Origin of the sequence: Flavobacterium sp. K77 (assembly GCF_021608205.1) — a bacterium.
GTDB classification, from domain to species: Bacteria; Bacteroidota; Bacteroidia; order Flavobacteriales; family Flavobacteriaceae; genus Flavobacterium; species Flavobacterium turcicum.
On the sequence record NZ_JAKIHO010000001.1, the window covers coordinates 777,533 to 797,675 of the forward strand.

The window sequence follows — 20,143 nt, forward strand, 5'->3', positions numbered from 1 at the left end:
TAACTGCAAGATTGCAATCAAAAATCGTTATTCAAAATTAAAAATAGGATTTAGAATTTTACTTCAACAGGTTTTTCAGCACCTGCAACGGCTTTAAAGGCAGCTTTTTCTTTGTAGTCAGATAGAAACAATTTTCTAGGATTTTTCAAAACATAGTTGTTGTATACTTCTACTGATTCGTTGAAACGAGTTCTAGCTGTTAAAATTTGATTTTCTGTACTAGCCAATTCATCTTGCAATTTCATGAAGTTAGAATTTGCTTTCAATTCAGGGTAGCGTTCTACAGAAACTAATAATCTAGATAATGAACTGCTCACACCGCTTTGCGCTGAGTTAAAAGCTGCTAATTGTTCTGGGCTCACGTTAGCTGGGTCAATTGTTACAGAAGTAGCTTTGGCACGAGCTTCAATAACCGCTGTTAGTGTTTCTTTTTCAAAATCAGCGGCACCTTTTACCGTATTTACCAAGTTACCAATTAAATCATTTCGTCTTTGGTACGAAGTCTCCACGTTACCCCATTCTTTTTTAACTGCTTGATCAACTACAACAGCTCCGTTAGTTACGTTAATGTAGTACATAATAGCAAGTACAACTAATCCTCCAATGATAATCCAAGGCAAAAATCTTCTCATGTTTGTTTAATTTAATGTTTATTTGTTTTAATTGTTTGGTACTCCTAGCGTCACGCTAAAGTTCGTTTTTAATATTAGTTAATTGATTTCTAATTGCTTCTAGTTTTTTAATAATTTCGAATTTATCTAAGGTTTTCTTTTGACCTTCTTTCAAATGAATTTTTGCTCCTTCAAGCGTAAAACCTCTTTCTTTTACCAAATGATAAATCAATTGCAAATTGGTAATATCCTCAGGCGTAAACATTCTGTTGCCCTTTGCATTTTTTTTGGGTTTTAAAATATCAAATTCACTGTCCCAAAACCGAATAAGCGATGCATTTACATCAAACGCTTTGGCCACTTCGCCAATGCTGTAGTATCGTTTGTCTTTTGGTAAATCAATTTGCATTTTTATTTATTTTATAATTTTTTATTTCCGCCCTTTGAAACTAAACTTTTCGCTTCTCACTCCTCACTCCTCACAATTCACATCTCACGATTCACTTTTCACAACTCACTCTTTTAATCCAACGACTGATTCTCTTGATTTGCTAACTGCGCAATAACCACATATTCAACTGCCGAAATATTTCCGTAATAAAAATTAAGCGGGTTCACTACTTTATTATCCTTATGAACTTCGTAATGCAAATGTGGCGCTTCTGAACGTCCTGTGCTGCCAACATATCCTATAACATCGCCTCTTTTCACACGTTGCCCAGCTCTAGTGTTGTATTTGCTCAAGTGTGCGTATAAAGTTTCATATCCAAATCCGTGCCGAATTACAATATGATTGCCGTAACCCGAGGCAGTATTGTCTGCTTTTGCCACAACTCCATCGCCAGTGGCGTAAATGGGAGTACCTGATTTTGCTGTAAAATCCATTCCTTCATGCATTTTTCGCGCTTTCGTAAAAGGATCTGTTCGATATCCAAAACCAGATGCCATGTGTTTTAAATTCTCGTTTCGCACCGGTTGAATGGCAGGAATGGCTGACAAAAAATCACTTTTCGCATCGGCAAGCTTCAAAATGACATCCAAAGATTTTGATTGTATGGCAAGTTGTTTGCTCAAAACATCTACTTTTTTGGTGGTTGATTTTACCAACTCCGAATTGTCAAATCCGGCAAGCAATTGGTAACGATTGTTATCCTTAAAACCTTCTTTCCTAATCGAATCCGGAATTGCAGCTTTGTTAAAATACACGCGGTACAAATTATTATCTCTGTCCTCAATTGCGGCAACAACATCGCTCATTTCATCCAAGCGTTCGTTTAAAATTGCATAATTTAGTTTCAAATTTTCAATTTCACGAGCTTGCAAGCGGTCTTTTGGCGTTTCAAAATAAGGAGTGTTCAACAATACAATAAAACTCAAAAAACCAAACAAAGCTGCGGCAACTACAAAAAGCAATGCAACACCTATTTTTTGCCTTTTTTTGGTTTTTATTTTTCTATAGGCTAGATTTTCAGAATCGTAATAATATTTTACTTTCGACATATTTTAAAATACCCTATTTTTGCGCTTTGTAAAGGGTTAGTCGAACAAATTTAAGAAATGTTTCATTCGATACCGCCTTTTTTCAGGAATTAATAATACAATGTGCCCAATCCAGCTATCCGCTGCAAGGTTGTTTCATGAAATTGTTTTTTCTATTGCCCTTGCAGGAGCTTCCGTTGGTCGCTCTGCCAGCGCAAGAAAAAATAAATTTCATTTCACAACGCTTTTCGCTACTATCTGGGGCAAAAGGAACAAAAAGATTTAATGATTAAAAAATTGAAAAATTCAATTCTAAATAATCTTTAAACTGTTAAATCTTTAAATTTTTAAATTAAAAAAATGACATCACAACAAGTACGTAAGCAGTTTTTAGAGTTTTTCGCATCCAAAGGGCATTTAATTGTGCCTTCGGCGCCCATCGTTTTAAAAGACGATCCTACCTTGATGTTCAATAACTCAGGAATGGCCCAATTCAAAGAATATTTTTTGGGTAACGGAACTCCAAAAAGCAACCGAATTGCCGATACTCAAAAATGTCTGCGCGTTTCAGGAAAACACAATGACTTGGAGGATGTAGGTTTTGATACTTACCACCACACCATGTTTGAAATGTTAGGAAACTGGTCTTTTGGTGATTATTTCAAAAAAGAAGCTATCAATTGGGCTTGGCAACTTTTAACCGAAGTGTACAAAATCCCAAAAGAAAATTTATATGTTTCTGTTTTCGAAGGCAGCGCAGAAGATAATGTGCCTTTTGACCAAGAAGCTTGGGATATCTGGAAAACATTAATTGATGAAGACCGAATCATTCTTGGAAACAAAAAAGACAATTTCTGGGAAATGGGCGACCAAGGACCATGTGGACCATGTTCTGAAATTCACGTTGATTTACGTACCGATGCGGAAAAAGCTTTGGTATCAGGAAAAAGTTTGGTGAATAATGACCACCCACAAGTTGTTGAAATCTGGAATAATGTATTCATGGAGTTTAACCGTAAAGCCGATGGATCTCTTGAAAAACTTCCAGCACAGCACGTAGATACCGGAATGGGATTTGAGCGTTTGTGTATGGCATTACAAGGCAAAACATCCAATTATGACACTGATGTTTTTACGCCACTTATTGAAAAAGTAGAACAAATTACAGGTTTTAAATATGTAGACAATACTGTCACTCCGAGCGCAGACGAGGAGAAAACCAATATTGCCATTCGTGTTATTGTAGATCACGTGCGTGCGGTTGCCTTCGCTATTGCTGACGGACAATTGCCATCCAACACAGGTGCTGGTTATGTGATTCGTAGAATTTTGCGTCGTGCAATTCGTTACGGATTTACATTTTTGGATACTAAAGAACCTTTTATCAATAAATTAGTTGCTGTTTTAGCAGACCAAATGGGAGAGTTTTTCCCAGAGATTAAAGCACAACAACAATTGGTTACCAATGTAATTCGCGAGGAAGAAGCGTCGTTTTTACGAACTTTAGATCAAGGATTACAATTGTTAGACAAAGTGGTTGCTGAAACATCAGGAAATGAAGTTTCAGGAGCAAAAGCTTTTGAATTGTACGATACTTTTGGTTTTCCAAAAGATTTAACGGCTCTGATTTTAAAAGAAAAAGGAATGTCTTTCAACGAGGCTGAATTTGATGCTTCTATGCAAGAGCAAAAAAATCGTTCGCGTGCTGCATCTGAAGTTTCAACCGAAGATTGGACCGTGTTGATTCCTGGAAATGTAGAGACGTTTGTGGGTTACGACCAAACAGAAAACGAAGTAAAAATCACTCGTATTCGTAAAGTAGATTCTAAAAAAGATGGTGTTTTATATCAAATTGTTTTAGACAATACGCCATTTTATCCAGAAGGTGGAGGACAAGTAGGTGATAAAGGAACATTGGTTTCGGCAAACCAAACGATTGATATCATTGATACGAAAAAGGAAAATAATCTGATTTTACATTTTGCAAAACAGCTTCCAGAAAATATCGAAGCTAGATTTGTAGCAAAAGTAAATACGGATTTAAGAACGTCAACTTCTAAAAACCACTCGGCTACACACTTGATGCATTTGGCATTGAGAAGTCTTTTAGGAACGCACGTAGAGCAAAAAGGTTCGTTAGTAAATCCAAACTATTTGCGTTTTGACTTTTCGCACTTCTCTAAAGTTTCAGATGAGGAATTACGTCAAGTAGAGGCAAGTGTGAATGCTCAAATTGAAGCACAATTACAATTGGTAGAACACCGTAATATTCCAATTCAAGAAGCATTAAACAAAGGTGCAATGGCTTTGTTTGGAGAAAAATATGGCGATTCAGTTCGAATGATTGAATTTGGCGAAAGCAAAGAACTTTGTGGTGGAATTCACGTAAAAAACACCGCCGAAATCTGGCATTTCAAAATTATTTCCGAAGGTGCAGTAGCAGCAGGAATTCGTCGTATTGAGGCAATAACAGGTGATGCGGTTAAAAATTTCTACCAAAATCAAGAGAATACTTTGGCAGAAATCAAAGAAACTTTGAAAAATCCACAAGATGTTTTAAAATCGGTAGCTTCATTGCAAGACGATAATGCGAAGCTGAAAAAACAGATTGAGCAATTGTTAAAAGAGAAAATCGACGGATTAAAGAATATTTTGGTTGCTGATTTTCAAGAGGTAAACGGTATTAACTTTTTGGCAAAACAAGTTGATTTATCAATGAGTTCTACCAAAGATTTGGCGCAAGCTATTGGAACTGCTAAACCAAATTCATTCGTGTTTTTAGCTTCAATTGAAGAAGGTTTGCCTAACATCCATTGCTACATTTCAAAAGAATTGGTTGCAGAAAAAGGCTTGAACGCTGGAACTGTAATTAGAGAATTAGGAAAATTAATAGACGGGAATGGTGGCGGACAGCCTTTTTTTGCTTCTGGAAAAGGGAAAAATGCAAACGGAATCCAACAAGCATTAGAACAAGCAATTGCCTTTGTACAATAAGGCAAAGAGTTAAAATTTTTTAAATGTGAGCTATTTTGTGTAGCTTTGACAGCTTGAAGTGCTGCAAATAAAACAGTTAATCAACTGTAAAAATGCAGTTGCAACTTTTAAATGAAATGAAAAAATTAAAAATAGTACAGCTTATTGGTTTGTTGGTTTTGCTTTTTACTTCTTGTAGCCAAGAGAAAAATGGAGAGGTAAAATTAGTCAATAAAATAGTTGAAACCACTGCAGACGATAAGACAGTAACCACTGTTTTTAAGTACCAAGGAGATAAACTTGTAAATACAAACAGCGAGCTGGTTCGCAATGATTTCACTTATGTTGATAGTTTAATTTCGCAGATTAAAACTACAGATAAGAAAAATAATAAGGTAACGGTTTACAATTACACATACCAAAATGGTAAGTTGGCCCGTGTTGAATCATCTGATAAAAAAGTGGTGCGCTACCAATACAATACGGATGAAACAATTAACTATGAAGGTTTTGAACTACAAGATCAAAAAGAAAAACCTTTATATATGGGCGTATTGACTGTGAAATCCGCAAACATTATTACAAATAAAAAAACCTTTGTGGTAGATCAAAAAGGAGGTAAAAGCACTGAATTAATTACCTTAAACTACGATCAATTTAAAAACCCTTGGAACCAGATTGCAGGTGTTAGCAAATTACTAGATCATTTTGCTTTAATATCTGCCAATAACGGTATTATGACGGTTGTTGAAAACTCGACTGTTTTTGCTGACGACAGTGTGACATCTTCTGCTAACATGTACAGTTGTACAATGAAATATGATGACGACAATTATCTTATTGAACAGATTTTCGAAGACGCACCTGATGATCGAGAATATTTAAAAGTCACCTATTTTTATTAAAGATAAAACTTTATCAAAAGCCCTTTTCGATGTTTTGAAAAAGGGCTTTTTTTGTACCCATAATACAAAAGCAATACTAGTTTAAATTTTTTCTATGCAGTTTACTACACCAATTCCCATTCCTAAAAATGAATTCCTTATTGATTACACTTCTAAAATCATGTCAATAGGTTCTTGTTTTGCTGTAAATATGGCTGAAAAATTAGACTATTATAAATTTCAAAATAGCTGTAATCCATTTGGAATTCTCTTTCATCCACTAGCAATTGAAAAACTTATCGAGTTGGCTGTTTCTGAAAAGAAATTTACTGCTGACGATGTCTTTTTTCATAACGAACGCTGGCATTGCTTTGATGCGCATTCTGATTTGAGTACATCAAACAAAGACGAATTGTTGGGTACGCTAAATGCAATTCTTGTATCCGTTCACGAATACATCATGCAAGCAAGCCATTGCATTATCACTTATGGAACTTCGTGGGTATATCGTCATATCGAAAGCCAAAAAATTGTAGCAAATTGTCATAAAGTACCGCAAAAACAATTTCAGAAAGAATTGCTTACTGTTGCAACAATACAAGGAAGTATCACAAGTACAGTAAATTTAATTCGTACTCTAAATCCGGAATGCAAACTAATTTTTACAGTTTCACCAGTACGACACATCAAAGACGGTTTTGTTGAAAACCAAAGGAGCAAAGCCAATTTAATTTCTGCTTTGCATACTGTTTTGCAAGTTCCCCCTTCGGGGGCGGAGGGGGCTTATTTTCCCTCGTATGAAATCATGATGGATGAATTGCGTGATTATCGTTTTTATGCCGATGATATGTTGCATCCCAATCAAACAGCCATTAGTTACATCTGGAAACGATTTGTAGATGCGGTCATTTCCGAAAAAGCTTGGTCAACTATGGATGAGGTAGAAGGTGTCCAAAAAAGCCTTGCGCACAAGCCATTCAACCCCGAATCAGAAAGTCATTTGAAATTTCAAGCCAAAGTCAGAGAAAAAATAACTATATTAGAATCTCAATACTCATTCATGAAATTTTAATTATGTTTAAAAGAATATTAATCGGAATCGCAGCAGCTCTAATCATATTTTTATTGTTTAAATTCTGCGACTTCAAGAAAAACGAAGATCAAGATATTACGTATAACACCAATCTTATTCAGCAACAAATTTTAAATGTTGGGAAATTAGTGGTTACTGAAGGGCATTTTTCTGAGGTGATTACTTATAAAAACCAACAGAAATATTTGATGGATATGCTTTCTTTTGAGAAAAAAGCCTTGGTTGTGGTTAATGCTGATGTTACTGTAGCTTACGATTTGCACCTAATGAAATACGATATTGATTCCATTAACAAAATCATTACGATTGTTCAAATTCCAAAGGAAGAAATCAAAATCAGCCCCGATATTCAATTTTATGACGTCGAACAAAGTAAATTAAATCCTTTCACGGGTGACGATTACAATAAAATCAACAAGTCGGTAAAAGCCAATTTGGCTAAAAAAATTGAAAAATCGTCCTTGAAAACTAACGCACAAAACCGATTAATTAGTGAGTTGTCCAAGTTATTGATTACCACGAGTCAGTTGGGTTGGACATTGAAATATGACGGTCAAGTAATTGAAACCGAAAAAGACTTCGGACAAAAAATCAAAATGTAAAGCAAAGAAAAACCGCAAATTCGCAAATTTTTAGAATAATTTAAAATCTGCGAATCTGCGGTTAAATTTTTATTAAACTGTTTTCTTCCACAAAATTCATCTCTATCTTGTTTGAGATAAATCTGCGAATCTGCGGTTAAATTTTTTTCAAATGTTTTCCGATACCAAATCCAAATCTCTTAAATCTGCGAATTTACGGTTCATAGCTTTAAGCTTTCGCTTTGTCAAAAATCAAGTCTAAGCCACCAGCAATCAAATGAGCTACTTCGGGTCTTTTACTTTGCAATTGTTCTAGATACATCATGATTTCCTGAGCTAACTGCGGTTCATTTCTTTCCTGTAACAATTCTGTGATTTCAACTGCAAGTAGCCAATCGTTAGGATGGTTATTTTGCAACTTTTCAAAAATTGGAGCCAATGAAGTTTGTGTATCTTTTGTAACTCTGATATTTCGAACGGTTTGGTACAAAACTTCCAAATCATCGCGCTCAGCAGATTGTTTGGCTTTAATAGTTTTGCTCGACGGCAAATGCGTAATCAAATCAAAACTATTGACATCAGCAGGTCCTGAAAAAGCCGATGTTATCTTTTTCCCAACTGCCATATCATAAACGCCCCATTCTGGTTGAAACAATACTCTCTCGCCATGCGTAACCGTACAGTTTTTAAAACGAATCAAAGTAATTTCGCCCTGTAGGTTTCTCGATCCAGTAATAATTTCACCTGTAACTTTAATACCGCCTTCAAAATCTAAAGTAACTGTTTTCGATTCTAAAATATCGTAAGCATTCAAGTCTTTCGGACTCATATCTTCAATAGCCAAGTTGATGCCTTCTAATTTTCCAATTGGGCTACCAAAACCTTCTGGATGCGTTAATGTGCCGTGTCCTACCAATTCCTTTTCGCGGTAAGCCAATGCCGTTTTTCCAGTAGTTTGTAGGTAAATCGGTTTTCCATCGTGCTCAATAACCGAACTGAAAACACCTGAAATCTGCAAGCCAGTACTCAATTCAACGGTACCCAATGCTTTCGAATCAATAAGTTTTTTAATCCCCGACAAGCCTCCTGTTCGCAACGCCATTTTATTCGCAAACTCTTCTAAAACCAAATTCAAATACGCGAATGTTGGTGTTACGTACAACTGCGGCTGTAGTTTAGTAATGTCAAAACTCTGGTTAGCTGCCGAGATATCGTAAGGTATTTTTTTTACCGCAGGAGTCATGCAGTGTGCACTTTCGCCAATCGAGGAGAGTAGTCCCGCGCCGTAAATTTTCGGATCTTCTACAGTTCCAATTAAGCCGTATTCCACAGTCCACCAATGCAGGTTTCTAATTTGTGCCATTTCTGAGAGTTCTCCCATATTATTTTGCAAATCTTCCACCGCTTTTTCAGCAGCAGCAATAGTGGCTTCAGGCGTATCTTCGGCTTCTTTTACAATCGATAAGTAACGAATGGCCTCATACATTTCGTAATCTTTGTGCGATGATATCGCTTTACAACCAATTTCACCAAATCGACGCAAATATTCAGCATATTCCGGATTAGCAATGATAGGCGCATGTCCGGCACCTTCGTGAATAATATCGGGTGCTGGAGTATATTCAATGTGTTCGAGTTGTCTGATGTCTGATGCAATAACCAATACATTGTAAGCTTGGAATTCCATAAAGGCATTTGGCGGAATAAAACCATCAACTGCAACCGCAGCCCAGCCTATTTCGCTCAAAATACGGTTCATGCCGTACATACTCGGAATATTGTCAATTTCAATCCCTGTCTTCTGCAAACCGTCTAGGTACGAATTGTGGGCTACCTTCGATAAATACGCCACATTTTTTCGCATCACATAACGCCAAACCGCTTGGTTAATGGGCGTGTAATCGCTATAATCTTGAGGTTTAATAAATTGTCGTAAGTGCTTTGGCAATCGGTCTAATAACGGATTGCTTTCTATAGTTGAGTTCATGTCGAAAACGTTGTAGTTCAGCCGCAAAAATACGAATTTCAGGAGCCATTTCCCGCTTTTCATGGCAAGTTTTTGCACATCCGTTTGTTTTTCTACAGTTTCGGCAGGAGCTTCCGTTGGTCGCTCTGCCGCAACAAGAAAAATCAAAACGGCTTTTGCAAAAAGCTTTCTATTTCAATTGGGGCTAGGCGTGTATTGCAAAAAAAGTCGCCTCGATTTATTACTCGATCACTTCAAATAACAAAAATTGCGTTTTTTGTTTCTCTGAAAAATTATTGTCAGATACCAACACTAGCGATCTGTTGCCATTTTCAAGTCGAGGGCCAAAGGTAATTCCCTCAATATTGTCAATAAAAATGCCGAGTTCATCCAGATTCAAAATCAATTTTTTCGATGCTAATTGAATGCTGTTTACTAGCAGTGACGTGCTGTTTTTTACATCAGTCGCATTTTTTAAATCACACAAAAAGATTTTTACCGTGCACGCTTGCGTACCCGTTGAGTAGGAGCGCTCTACCACCAAAAGCTGATTTATTCCATAATATTGAATGGCCGAAATACCATTAACAGCAAAGGCACCTGCCGGCGATGGCGCTTTTGCAATCGGTTCTAATCGATAACCGAATTGCGCTATATTCTGATTTTTTTGGGTATCAAATTGATATAGTCTAATCAAACCTCCGGTGTTTAAATTCGACTGTGGACCGTCTTCAAACAAAGGTTCTTCTAAATTGGCAAAGCAATTTTTATAATCGAAATCGAAAGTTAAACCTTCTAGCGTGCCATTGTTTCTTGGGCCTTTTTCAATCTCCTGCACCTGTAAATTTTCAGGGAGTTTCATTTCGGTCACATAGGTTCCTTTCGTGTCCATGATGGTCAAGGCCGGATTTTGCAACACATTTTTCCCGGAGCTTAACACGCGAGCGCCTTCACTAGTCCAAAGTAAACTTTTAGTTTTTGCATTGTAACGCAAGTCTTCGGGATCGGTTGATAGGTTGGGTGTCGTTTCCCAATTGGCAAAGGATTCTCCTTTTTCGTTTTGCAAACGAAAGGTATTTTTAAAAGCGACCTCACTAATTGCGTTGTTTTGAATCGCGATGGAAGCAGTGTAAAAACGAGCTTCTTGGTAAATAGAGCGATCATCGCAAGCTAAATAATACAAGTCGTTTTTAGCATCGTAATCAATTCCAGATAAACCGCCTACCGTTGTGTTTTGAAAACTAGTGTTAAACGGAATTTCAATTTGATTCAAGAAACGTAATTGTGGCGCTTTTTCTGCTGATAAACTTGCTTTATTTGTCGCGCAGGCTAAAAATAAAAAGGAACTAAGTAGGGCGAAAATGGAGTTACGCATCATTATTTTGTAAGGTTTGAAAGCTTTTGAAATGGAAAGATAATTGGTTTTAGTCGTTATTTTGTTGCTGTTCTAAGTTTCTGAAATAATCAATTTTATAATGAAACATATCGGCCATTCCTTTGGCTCTATATTTGGCTTCGTCAACTATCGGTCCAGCAAATTGAGCATCAGCATTTTCAGTAAACAATTGTATCCAACGGTTAAAATGTTCTTTGCCAATAGGCAAATGTTTGTGCGGTGGAAACGGGCTACCAGAATACGAGTGTACTTCTAGTAGAATTGTCTCCCAAAAGCCGTACATTTTGTCTAGGTGTTCGGGCCATTTGTCGCCTATTTTAGCATTGAAGATAGGTCCTATCAAATCGTCGTTTTGTACTTTGGCATAAAATGAATTAACCAAAATTTTAATATCATCCAATGTTTGTATATCGTGTAGTGTAGTCATAATAAAGTATAAAAAAAGCCTACACAAAGGTAGACTTTTCGTTTAATTAAGTGTTGTTCTTATTTCGCTTTAGGCGGAAACTGAGCTAGAATTTGGTTCACAAATTCGCTGATTCTTTTTTCCTTGTTACCGCGATTCTGGGTGATATTACCAATGCCTTCTCCTTGCCAGATTAATTCTTTCTTTTTAGCGTCGATTAAATCAATAAACAAGGTCCCTTCAACGCTAGAAGATGCAAAGGTGTTGTTGCCGCCCCATAAAAATGGATTCCAACCCCAACCCCAGCCGTAACCCCAACCCATGTTGAATTGGTTAACGTCGATTCTTTCTCTTTCTTTGGTAAAAATGTTGACTAACAAATCAGGATTTTCGCTTTTAGTCATTCCCTTTGCGCTAAGCTCAACGTCAATTGCGTTTAGAATTCGTTTTTTGTCCAGTTGCGAAATTTCGACTTTATCAATTCCGTTTTTATGGAATGCATACGTTTTGTATTGTGAAAAATCAACTTTCGAATCAAAGTCAGATTGCACCCGAACAGAGGCGCACGAAGCCAATACAAAAACGAATAGTACAGAGAGTAATTTAATTGTTTTCATGGTATTTCAGTTTGATATTAATGGGACTTATTTTATGTTCTTACTTTAACTGCTGAGCAAATCATCGCTAACTTCATTTGGGATGGTCACTTTTAGTAAAGGTTGCGCGGCCATTGCTCGTTTGATTGCAAAAATGGCACCTTCGTTGCGCGCCCAACTACGTCTGGAAATTCCGTTATTCACATCCCAGAAAAGCATTGATTCTAAACGCCTTGATGCTTCTTTAGTGCCATCAAGAACCATACCAAAGCCACCGTTAATTACCTCGCCCCAGCCTACGCCTCCGCCATTGTGAATAGATACCCAAGTTGCTCCACGAAAACTGTCTCCAATTACGTTTTGAATGGCCATATCGGCTGTAAATCGGGAGCCATCATAAATGTTTGATGTTTCTCTGTATGGAGAATCGGTTCCGGAAACGTCGTGATGATCGCGTCCTAAAATTACGGGTCCTATCTCGCCACGGGCAATAGCTTGATTGAATGCTTCGGCAATTTTTATTCTTCCTTCGGCATCAGCATAAAGAATTCGAGCTTGTGAGCCCACAACCAACTGATTTTCTTGAGCGCCTTTTATCCATTGGATGTTATCGGCCATTTGTTGCTGTATTTCTTCAGGTGAATTTTTCATCATTTCTTCTAAAACATCGCAGGCAATTGTATCGGTTTTTGCTAAATCTTCTGGATTACCAGAGGCGCAAACCCAACGGAATGGACCAAATCCGTAGTCGAAGCACATTGGTCCCATAATGTCTTGAACGTAACTGTTGTATTTGAAATCAAGCCCCATCCCGTCCTTCCCCGAAGGAGAAGGAGAAGCAAGGTTTTTTGTTTTTAGTACATCCGCTCCAGCGCGAGAAGCTTCTAATAAAAACGCATTTCCATAATCAAAAAAATAGGTTCCTTTTTCGGTGTGCTTGTTGATGGCTGCTGCATGACGACGTAATGTTTTTTGAACTTCTTCTTTAAATTTGGCAGGATTATTTGCCATTAAGTCATTCGATTCTTCAAAAGTATAGCCTATTGGATAATAACCTCCAGCCCACGGATTGTGCAATGAAGTTTGATCAGAACCCAGATCGATGTGCAAATTTTCTTGGTCAAATCGTTCCCAAACATCAACGACATTTCCGAGATAAGCAATGGAAACTACTTCTTGATTTTCCAAAGCTTTATTAACTCTTGGCACTAGTTCTTCGATATTTTCAATCACTTCATTGATCCAACCTTGCGAATGGCGAATATGAGTAATTTTTGGATTCACCTCTGCACAAACCGTTACGCATCCCGCTATATTTCCGGCTTTTGGTTGTGCGCCACTCATTCCACCCAATCCAGAAGTAACGAATAAACCGCCTTTTGGGGATTTTTTTATTTTTCTGAATCCGTTTAAAACCGTGATCGTAGTTCCGTGAACAATTCCTTGCGGACCAATGTACATGTAACTTCCCGCTGTCATTTGACCGTATTGCGAAACGCCTAAAGCATTCATTTTTTCCCAATCATCCGGCTGAGAGTAATTTGGAATCACCATTCCGTTCGTAACAACCACCCTCGGCGCCTCTTTGTGCGAAGGAAATAATCCCATTGGATGCCCAGAATACATGCTGAGTGTTTGCTCGTCGGTCATTTCGGCTAGGTATTTCATGGTAAGTAAGTACTGCGCCCAATTTTGAAATACAGCGCCATTGCCACCGTAGGTAATCAATTCGTGCGGATGTTGCGCAACAGCATGATCCAAGTTGTTTTGAATCATTAACATGATCGCTTTTGCTTGCGTACTTTTTCCGGGATATTCGTTTATAGGTCGGGCATAAATTTCGTAATCCGGTCGAAAACGATACATGTATATACGACCAAAAGTTTCTAATTCAGCTTTAAATTCTGGAAGTAATTCGGCGTGATGCTGTGGCTCAAAGTAGCGTAAGGCATTTTTAAGCGCTAGTATTTTTTCATCATCTGATAAAATGTCTTTTCGTTTGGGAGCATGATTAATTGCTGTAGATGCAGTTGGATTAGCAAATCGGGCACTGTCATACGGCTTAAGCTGTGGTAAAACTGTTGGTATTCCTTGAAGTATTTGTTCTTGAAAAGTCATTTTTTGATGTGTGTTTTTTCGTTTTTACCTGAATTTTTGACTGCAAACTGAGACTGTAAACCGCTTACTTTTTTACTGTACCTGTTTTTTTATTAAATCCATACGGACAATGTCTGCAGCCATTTTTACAGCAATAACCGCGTTTTAAATGGTGTTTTTCGGTAAAGCATTTGTATCCTTCTGGAGTATAATAGAAATCTTCGCCCTCTGTTAATTTATTTTCATTACTTTGGCTTGTCATAGTGCAATTTGGATTTATTGGGTCTTATTTTGTTGCTAATTCGAGCTTTTAAAAGAGCACCGACCCACTACAAACTTATAAATTTTAAAGCGAATGTTTTTGATTGTGGCCAAATATTTAATTCCGAAAGGATACCGCAGCATCACTCTTTTTCCGTTTATCATTTTTAACGATAAAAGTGAAAAACAAGATCTGGTGTTGGTACAGCATGAAAAAATACATCTGCGACAGCAATTAGAGCTTTTAATTATTCCTTTTTTTTTGTGGTACGCTATTGAATTTTGTTGGCATTTAATCAAACTAAAAAAATGGCAACTCGCTTACCGTTCTATTAGTTTTGAGCGTGAGGCGTATGCACACGAGCGCGACTTATTGTTTTTAGAAAAGCGACCTCTTTTTAATTTCTTCCGTTTTTTAAGTTAGTCCAGTTTATTTATTTGATTAAACGATTTTGAAAAAGCTTGTAAACAAAAAATAACTGTTTCAAGTAATCAACTTCTTTAGTACAATTTTTTATTGTCTAAATTTTATTTATAAGAAAAAGAATATATTTTTATTAAAAAAATGTATTTTATCGATATTTTGTACTTTTTATCGGTTTTTTTGATGTTTTGTAATTCTTTTTTTTTGTAGCTTTGTCTCGTTGCTTAACGGGAAGATTTGATTTAAACCAGAGCAATCAATTTAAGAGAAACAAGAGTCACGAATTTAATTCTAGCAATTATGAAGACAAAATTACTTAAGAGATCAGCCGTTTTGGTAATGGTGCTTTTTCAGTTTCACATGTATGCGCAAATGTATGTGAGTCCTAATAGTTTTGTGTTTGCTAAAAATCAAGTTGTTTTTGTTAAAAATCAAGTCGAGCTTAATGCAACAACGAGTAATCTCTACTTGCGCGATAATGCACAATTGGTACAAGCAAGTACTGCCGGAAGTGCCAATAAAGGCTTAGGTGCTTTGTCTGTTTTTCAAGAAGGCACCACAAATAATTTTCAATTCAATTATTGGTGTTCACCAGTTGGAGGAGCTAGTGCAACTGCAGGTAATTCGCCATTTGGTATTTCACAATTAAAAGATGTAACGGGTTTGATCAGTTTTAATGAACCTACCATTTTACCTATGAATAATTACAATGGTCAGGCAAATCCTTTATCGATCGCACCATATTGGATATACAAGTTAATTGGAACATCCAATTATGCAAGTTGGATTACAGTAGGTTCTGCGTCATCAATAAATGCTGGTGAAGGCTTTACAATGAAAGGGACTGCAGGAACCAATTCTACAACAGTCAATGGAGTTCAAAATAATTCAGGAAGCAAGCAACGCTATGATTTTAGAGGAAAGCCGAATGATGGAACCATTCAAATTCCAATAGCTGCTTCGCAATTTACTCTAACAGGAAATCCATATCCTTCTGCTATTGATTTGTCAGCCTTTTTAACAGAACAACTTAAAACTACCGGTATTGCTTATTTTTGGGAGCATGATAAAACGGTTGCTTCTCATTACATTGCTGACTATAAAGGTGGTTACGGAGCTTTTTCGCCAGCAGGCGGTGGGGCTGGAGTTTATGTGCCCGCTACCTTTTACTCGTATGATGGCTCAGGCAACCCAAGTACAATGATTGCAACAGGTGGCATGTTTAATAGACGATTTTCGCCAGTTGGGCAGGGTTTCATGATTATGGGTAATGTAAGCGGAACGGTTGAAATGAAAAATGCATATCGCGTTTTTGTAAAAGAAGGTGCAGCGAATAACTCTCAATTTGAAAAGGTGCAGTCTAAAAAGGATAAAGCTGTAGATCCCAATGTTGCATTTTTATCAAGAGTACAGTCTGTTTCTGGTTTTGATTATAATAAAGTAAGTGTTGCAGTAACACCTCAAATAAGAATCAATGCCTTATTAAATAATCAAGGAATCCGCCAATTAGCATTAGCTTTTATGCCAGAAGCTACAGATGGTGTAGATCGTGCGATGGATGCTTTATCTTCAAGCGATAGCGCAGCTGCAGATATGTTCATAGCTCTTAACAACGCAGAATATATTATTAATGTGACCAATTTTGACCTTGATAAAAAAATAGCTGTTGGTTTTAAAAATGATAAGCCTGCGAATTATAAAATTACGGTGAAAGATATTATGAATTTGGATGCAGTAGAAGCCGTTTACCTTCACGATAAGGTGAGTGATTTGTATTACGATATCAAAAATAACTTTCATGAGTTAGATCTACCAGCAGGAAAAAACACAACGCAATTTGAAATTACGTTCCGTAAAAACACTACATTAGGAATTGATGAATTGAAGGCTGAAAGCTTTATCGTTTATCACAATAACAGCGCAAAAAACGTGGTAATTGAAAATCCAGAATCATTAGATTTGAGCTATTGTGGCATTTATGATATTGCTGGAAAATTGTTGTTTACTAAAAAAGATATTGGTTCAAATGTCAAATATGAATTCCCTACAAACGGTTTGGCTGATGGAATATATATTGTTAAATTAAGCACAGCAGACAATAAAACAGTTGGGAAAAAGATTATTGTAAAAAATTAAGTTGGTGGATTTGGTTACTTAAAAGGTGCAACTCGCGAGGGTTGCACTTTTTATTGTTGAATAGTTTTACCTTTGTCATAAATTTAGAACATTGAATCAAATCTTGCCGCAGCTATTTCCTAATAATTGTACTATTGCCATTAAGCGAGAGGACTTATTACATCCATTTGTTTCAGGAAATAAATTCAGGAAACTAAAATACAATTTGCAACAAGCTAAAATTGAAAACCACCATACATTACTGACTTTTGGCGGTGCTTTTTCAAATCATATTGCCGCAGTAGCGTACGCAGGTAAAGTCAATGGTTTTAAGACAATTGGCGTGATTCGCGGTGAGGAACTCATTGATAAAATACTCGATAATCCCACATTGCGTTTTGCTCAAGAGTGTGGCATGCAATTTCATTTTGTCACTCGGTCAGAGTATCGAGAAAAGGAAGATCCTGCGTTTTTAGAACATTTAAAATCGCAATTTGGTTGGTTTTATAATATACCAGAAGGAGGGACAAATGAACTTGCAATCAAAGGATGTACTGAGGTTTTAACCCAAACTGATGCTGAATTCGATTTTATTTGCTGTGCCGTGGGTACAGGTGGTACAATATCTGGAATCATTGCTAGCGCGCAACCTTCTCAAAAAGTTTTAGGCTTTCCTTCTCTAAAAGGTGATTTTTTAAGCAATGAAATTCGTAATTTTGTAAATCGAGACAATTGGGAATTGATTACTGAGTATCATTTTGGAGGCTATGGAAAGGTGAATTTAGAGTTGGTAGATTTCATCAATGAGTTCTATTCAAAGTTTAAAATTCCGCTTGATCCAATTTACACAGGAAAAACAGTATTTGGAGTTTTTGACTTGATTCAAAAGAATTACTTTCCTGAAAATTCTAAAATATTGATTGTGCACAGTGGCGGTTTACAGGGTATTGCAGGCATGAATTTAAAATTAAAAAACAAACAGTTACCAACGATAGATGTCCATGTTTAAAAAAATACTACTTCTTTTTGCCTTGATATTATTGGGTTCTTGTAATAGTACAAAGCCCATAATTACGACTAAAAAACCGGTTTCCAATACTAAGACAACTCCAACTAGGACGATAAAAAAAAATCCAGTTTCTACCGTTGGTAAAACGAAGCCAATTCCGAAAAAAGTAACCGCAACATTTCCGAAAAAAACCGAAACTGAAACAATTGTTTCTACCTCAAAAACGGTGGTTACCTCTGATGTAATTGTAATGTACGTCGCAAAATTTAAGGATATTGCCATGAATAACATGAAGTCCTATGGCATTCCAGCCAGTATTATTTTGGCTCAAGGAATATTAGAATCAGGTGCTGGAAAAGGAGATTTAGCCTTCAATGCTAACAATCATTTTGGTATAAAATGCCATGTAGGATGGACCGGTGATAGCGTAAAACACGATGATGATGCTTCGCAAGAATGTTTTCGTAAATACGAAAGCCCATCAGAATCGTTTCGAGATCATGCCTTATTTTTAACAACAAGAAATCGATATGCCAAGTTGTTCTTATTGCCAAAAGGCGATTACAAAGCATGGGCACATGGATTACGTGCGGCAGGTTATGCAACTGACCCTAAATACCCAGACAAACTTATTTCGTATATAGACCGATACCAATTGCATCAATACGATAATCAAGTTTTAGATAGTAATTATGTGCCATCAAAAGAAACCGTGGTGCTAGCGCAAAATAATGAGCTAAATGAGGCTGAATATGTGGTGCAAAAAGGGGATACTTTGTATTCGATTTCTAAAAAATTTGCATTAAAAGTAGAAGAATTGAAAGAAAAAAATAAGTTATCAGACAATATCCTTTCTGTAGGACAGCGTCTGGTTGTAAAATAATCACTAACACTAATTCTCAAAATAATACAATGTTATATCAAAGAAGTAGTCAGCTTTTTGCTGAAGCAGAAAAAGTAATTCCTGGAGGAGTAAACTCGCCAGTTCGTGCCTTTAGGGCAGTAGGAGGAACTCCTATTTTTGTAAAAAGTGCCAAGGGAGCCTATTTGTATGATGAAGATGGTAATCGTTTAATTGATTACATCAATTCTTGGGGTCCGATGATTTTGGGTCATGCTTATGAACCAGTTGTACAAGCAGTAATTGATAAAGCTAAGTTAGGTACCTCATTTGGAATGCCCACCGCTTTAGAAACTGAAATTGCAGCTTTAGCCGTTAAAATGGTGCCAAATATTGATAAAATTCGGTTTGTCAATTCAGGTACTGAGGCTTGTATGAGTGCAATTCGTTTGGCAAGAGGATTTACTAAAAAAGACAAAATCGTAAAATTTGCAGGTTGTTATCATGGCCACTCTGACTCGTTTTTAATTCAAGCGGGTAGTGGAGCAATTACTTTTGGTTCACCAAATAGTCCTGGTGTTACAGCGGGTACGGCCAAAGATACCTTGTTGGCCAAATACAATGATTTAGAGAATGTAAGAGCACTTATCGAGGCAAACAAGGACGAAATTGCCGCTATTATTGTAGAGCCTGTAGCAGGAAACATGGGCTGTATTCCGCCTCAAAAAGGATTTCTAGAAGGTTTACGAACACTTTGTACTGAAAACGGGATTCTGTTAATTTTTGATGAGGTAATGACTGGTTTTCGTTTGGCTGCAGGTGGTGTTCAAGAATTAGTTCAAGTAAATGCAGATATCGTTTGTTTTGGTAAGGTAATAGGTGGTGGTTTACCAGTAGGGGCCTTTGCAGCACGTGAGGAAATCATGAATTATTTAGCACCACTTGGTCCTGTTTATCAAGCAGGAACCTTGTCTGGAAATCCTTTGGCTATGGCTGCAGGATTGGCTATGTTGCAAGCATTAGATCGAGATAGAAGCATCTTTACCAGATTGGCAGAGAAAACGGCTTATTTAGCTGCTGGAATAGCACGCGTACTCGAGGCGAACCAAGTAACGTTTACAATTAATACTATTGGTTCAATGATTTCAGTTCATTTTGATGCTGAACCAGTTGTTGATTTTCAAACGGCTGCTAAAGGAGATAATGAAACTTTCAAGAAATTCTTTCATGGTTTGTTACAAGAAGGGATTTATATTGCGCCTTCAGCCTATGAAACGTGGTTTATCACAGATGCTTTAACATATGAAGATTTAGATTTTACAATTGAAGCCATAGATAGAGTTTCTAAAACTTTTTAGTAACTTATGATTTAAAAGTAAAAGCCCAAAATGAAATTTCATTTTGGGCTTTT

At 36.8% G+C, this 20,143-nt stretch carries 18 protein-coding genes; 9 read left to right on the plus strand and 9 right to left on the minus strand.

The genetic code is table 11. The features are described 5' to 3' along the window. Nucleotides 1–50: 50 nt before the first annotated feature. From L1S34_RS03430 to L1S34_RS03440, 3 genes are all read right to left on the minus strand, one after another. Nucleotides 51–632 (minus strand): LemA family protein, encoded by a 582-nt coding sequence (locus tag L1S34_RS03430; RefSeq protein ID WP_210788425.1) that lies wholly within the window; start codon nt 630–632, stop codon nt 51–53. A gap of 55 nt (nt 633–687) precedes the next feature. Continuing rightward, nucleotides 688–1,020, minus strand: coding sequence for a MerR family transcriptional regulator (locus L1S34_RS03435; protein WP_166133439.1), 333 nt, complete (start codon nt 1,018–1,020; stop codon nt 688–690). A gap of 113 nt (nt 1,021–1,133) precedes the next feature. Then, nucleotides 1,134–2,111, minus strand: a complete 978-nt coding sequence (locus tag L1S34_RS03440) for a M23 family metallopeptidase (RefSeq protein ID WP_236362837.1) — start codon at nt 2,109–2,111, stop codon at nt 1,134–1,136. Between the two features lie 339 nt (nt 2,112–2,450). Here L1S34_RS03440 and alaS point away from each other — a divergent pair, with 339 nt between their 5' ends. The 4 genes from alaS (at nt 2,451) to L1S34_RS03460 (ending at nt 7,642) form a co-directional block, all read left to right on the plus strand. Continuing rightward, nucleotides 2,451–5,084, plus strand: coding sequence for an alanine--tRNA ligase (gene alaS / locus L1S34_RS03445; RefSeq protein WP_236362838.1), 2,634 nt, complete (start codon nt 2,451–2,453; stop codon nt 5,082–5,084). 116 nt (nt 5,085–5,200) lie between these two features. After that, entirely contained in the window at nt 5,201–5,968 is a 768-nt protein-coding gene (locus tag L1S34_RS03450) for a hypothetical protein (RefSeq protein ID WP_236362839.1), read from the plus strand. Between the two features lie 94 nt (nt 5,969–6,062). Further along, complete coding sequence (locus L1S34_RS03455; RefSeq protein WP_236362840.1) at nt 6,063–7,019, plus strand: GSCFA domain-containing protein; 957 nt, start codon at nt 6,063–6,065, stop codon at nt 7,017–7,019. Between the two features lie 2 nt (nt 7,020–7,021). Next, on the plus strand, nt 7,022–7,642 hold the full coding sequence (locus tag L1S34_RS03460; RefSeq protein ID WP_236362841.1) for a DUF4230 domain-containing protein: 621 nt from the start codon (nt 7,022–7,024) through the stop codon (nt 7,640–7,642). A gap of 208 nt (nt 7,643–7,850) precedes the next feature. On the opposite strand, the gene L1S34_RS03465 is transcribed toward L1S34_RS03460, so the two are convergent. From L1S34_RS03465 to L1S34_RS03490, 6 genes are all read right to left on the minus strand, one after another. Then, nucleotides 7,851–9,608: an aromatic amino acid hydroxylase gene (locus tag L1S34_RS03465; protein WP_236362842.1), complete on the minus strand. Its 1,758-nt coding sequence runs from the start codon at nt 9,606–9,608 to the stop codon at nt 7,851–7,853. 220 nt (nt 9,609–9,828) lie between these two features. Continuing rightward, a complete protein-coding gene (locus tag L1S34_RS03470) occupies nt 9,829–10,965 on the minus strand; it encodes an esterase-like activity of phytase family protein (protein ID WP_236362843.1) in 1,137 nt (378 codons plus the stop codon). 46 nt (nt 10,966–11,011) lie between these two features. After that, a complete protein-coding gene (locus L1S34_RS03475) occupies nt 11,012–11,410 on the minus strand; it encodes a group III truncated hemoglobin (RefSeq protein ID WP_236362844.1) in 399 nt (132 codons plus the stop codon). 59 nt (nt 11,411–11,469) lie between these two features. Further along, nucleotides 11,470–12,006, minus strand: coding sequence for a DUF4136 domain-containing protein (locus tag L1S34_RS03480; RefSeq protein ID WP_210788418.1), 537 nt, complete (start codon nt 12,004–12,006; stop codon nt 11,470–11,472). A gap of 45 nt (nt 12,007–12,051) precedes the next feature. Continuing rightward, the gene (locus L1S34_RS03485; protein ID WP_236362845.1) at nt 12,052–14,103 is read right to left on the minus strand and encodes a urocanate hydratase; all 2,052 of its coding nucleotides are present in this window, start codon (nt 14,101–14,103) and stop codon (nt 12,052–12,054) included. Nucleotides 14,104–14,167: 64 nt separating this feature from the next. After that, entirely contained in the window at nt 14,168–14,344 is a 177-nt protein-coding gene (locus L1S34_RS03490) for a DUF5522 domain-containing protein (protein WP_166133457.1), read from the minus strand. 93 nt (nt 14,345–14,437) lie between these two features. Between L1S34_RS03490 and L1S34_RS03495 the strand changes: the two genes are divergently transcribed. The 5 genes from L1S34_RS03495 (at nt 14,438) to hemL (ending at nt 20,090) form a co-directional block, all read left to right on the plus strand. Further along, complete coding sequence (locus L1S34_RS03495) at nt 14,438–14,767, plus strand: hypothetical protein (RefSeq protein ID WP_236362846.1); 330 nt, start codon at nt 14,438–14,440, stop codon at nt 14,765–14,767. Nucleotides 14,768–15,067: 300 nt separating this feature from the next. After that, nucleotides 15,068–16,903 carry a T9SS sorting signal type C domain-containing protein gene (locus L1S34_RS03500; RefSeq protein WP_236362847.1) on the plus strand — a complete coding sequence of 612 codons (1,836 nt, stop codon included), beginning with the start codon at nt 15,068–15,070 and terminating at the stop codon, nt 16,901–16,903. A 91-nt stretch (nt 16,904–16,994) separates the two neighbouring features. Then, a complete protein-coding gene (locus L1S34_RS03505; protein WP_236362848.1) occupies nt 16,995–17,891 on the plus strand; it encodes a 1-aminocyclopropane-1-carboxylate deaminase/D-cysteine desulfhydrase in 897 nt (298 codons plus the stop codon). Continuing rightward, on the plus strand, nt 17,884–18,774 hold the full coding sequence (locus L1S34_RS03510) for a glucosaminidase domain-containing protein (protein WP_236362849.1): 891 nt from the start codon (nt 17,884–17,886) through the stop codon (nt 18,772–18,774). Before L1S34_RS03505 ends, L1S34_RS03510 begins: the two co-directional genes overlap by 8 nt. 29 nt (nt 18,775–18,803) lie before the next feature. Continuing rightward, nucleotides 18,804–20,090: a glutamate-1-semialdehyde 2,1-aminomutase gene (gene hemL / locus L1S34_RS03515; RefSeq protein WP_166133467.1), complete on the plus strand. Its 1,287-nt coding sequence runs from the start codon at nt 18,804–18,806 to the stop codon at nt 20,088–20,090. Nucleotides 20,091–20,143 lie beyond the last annotated feature (53 nt).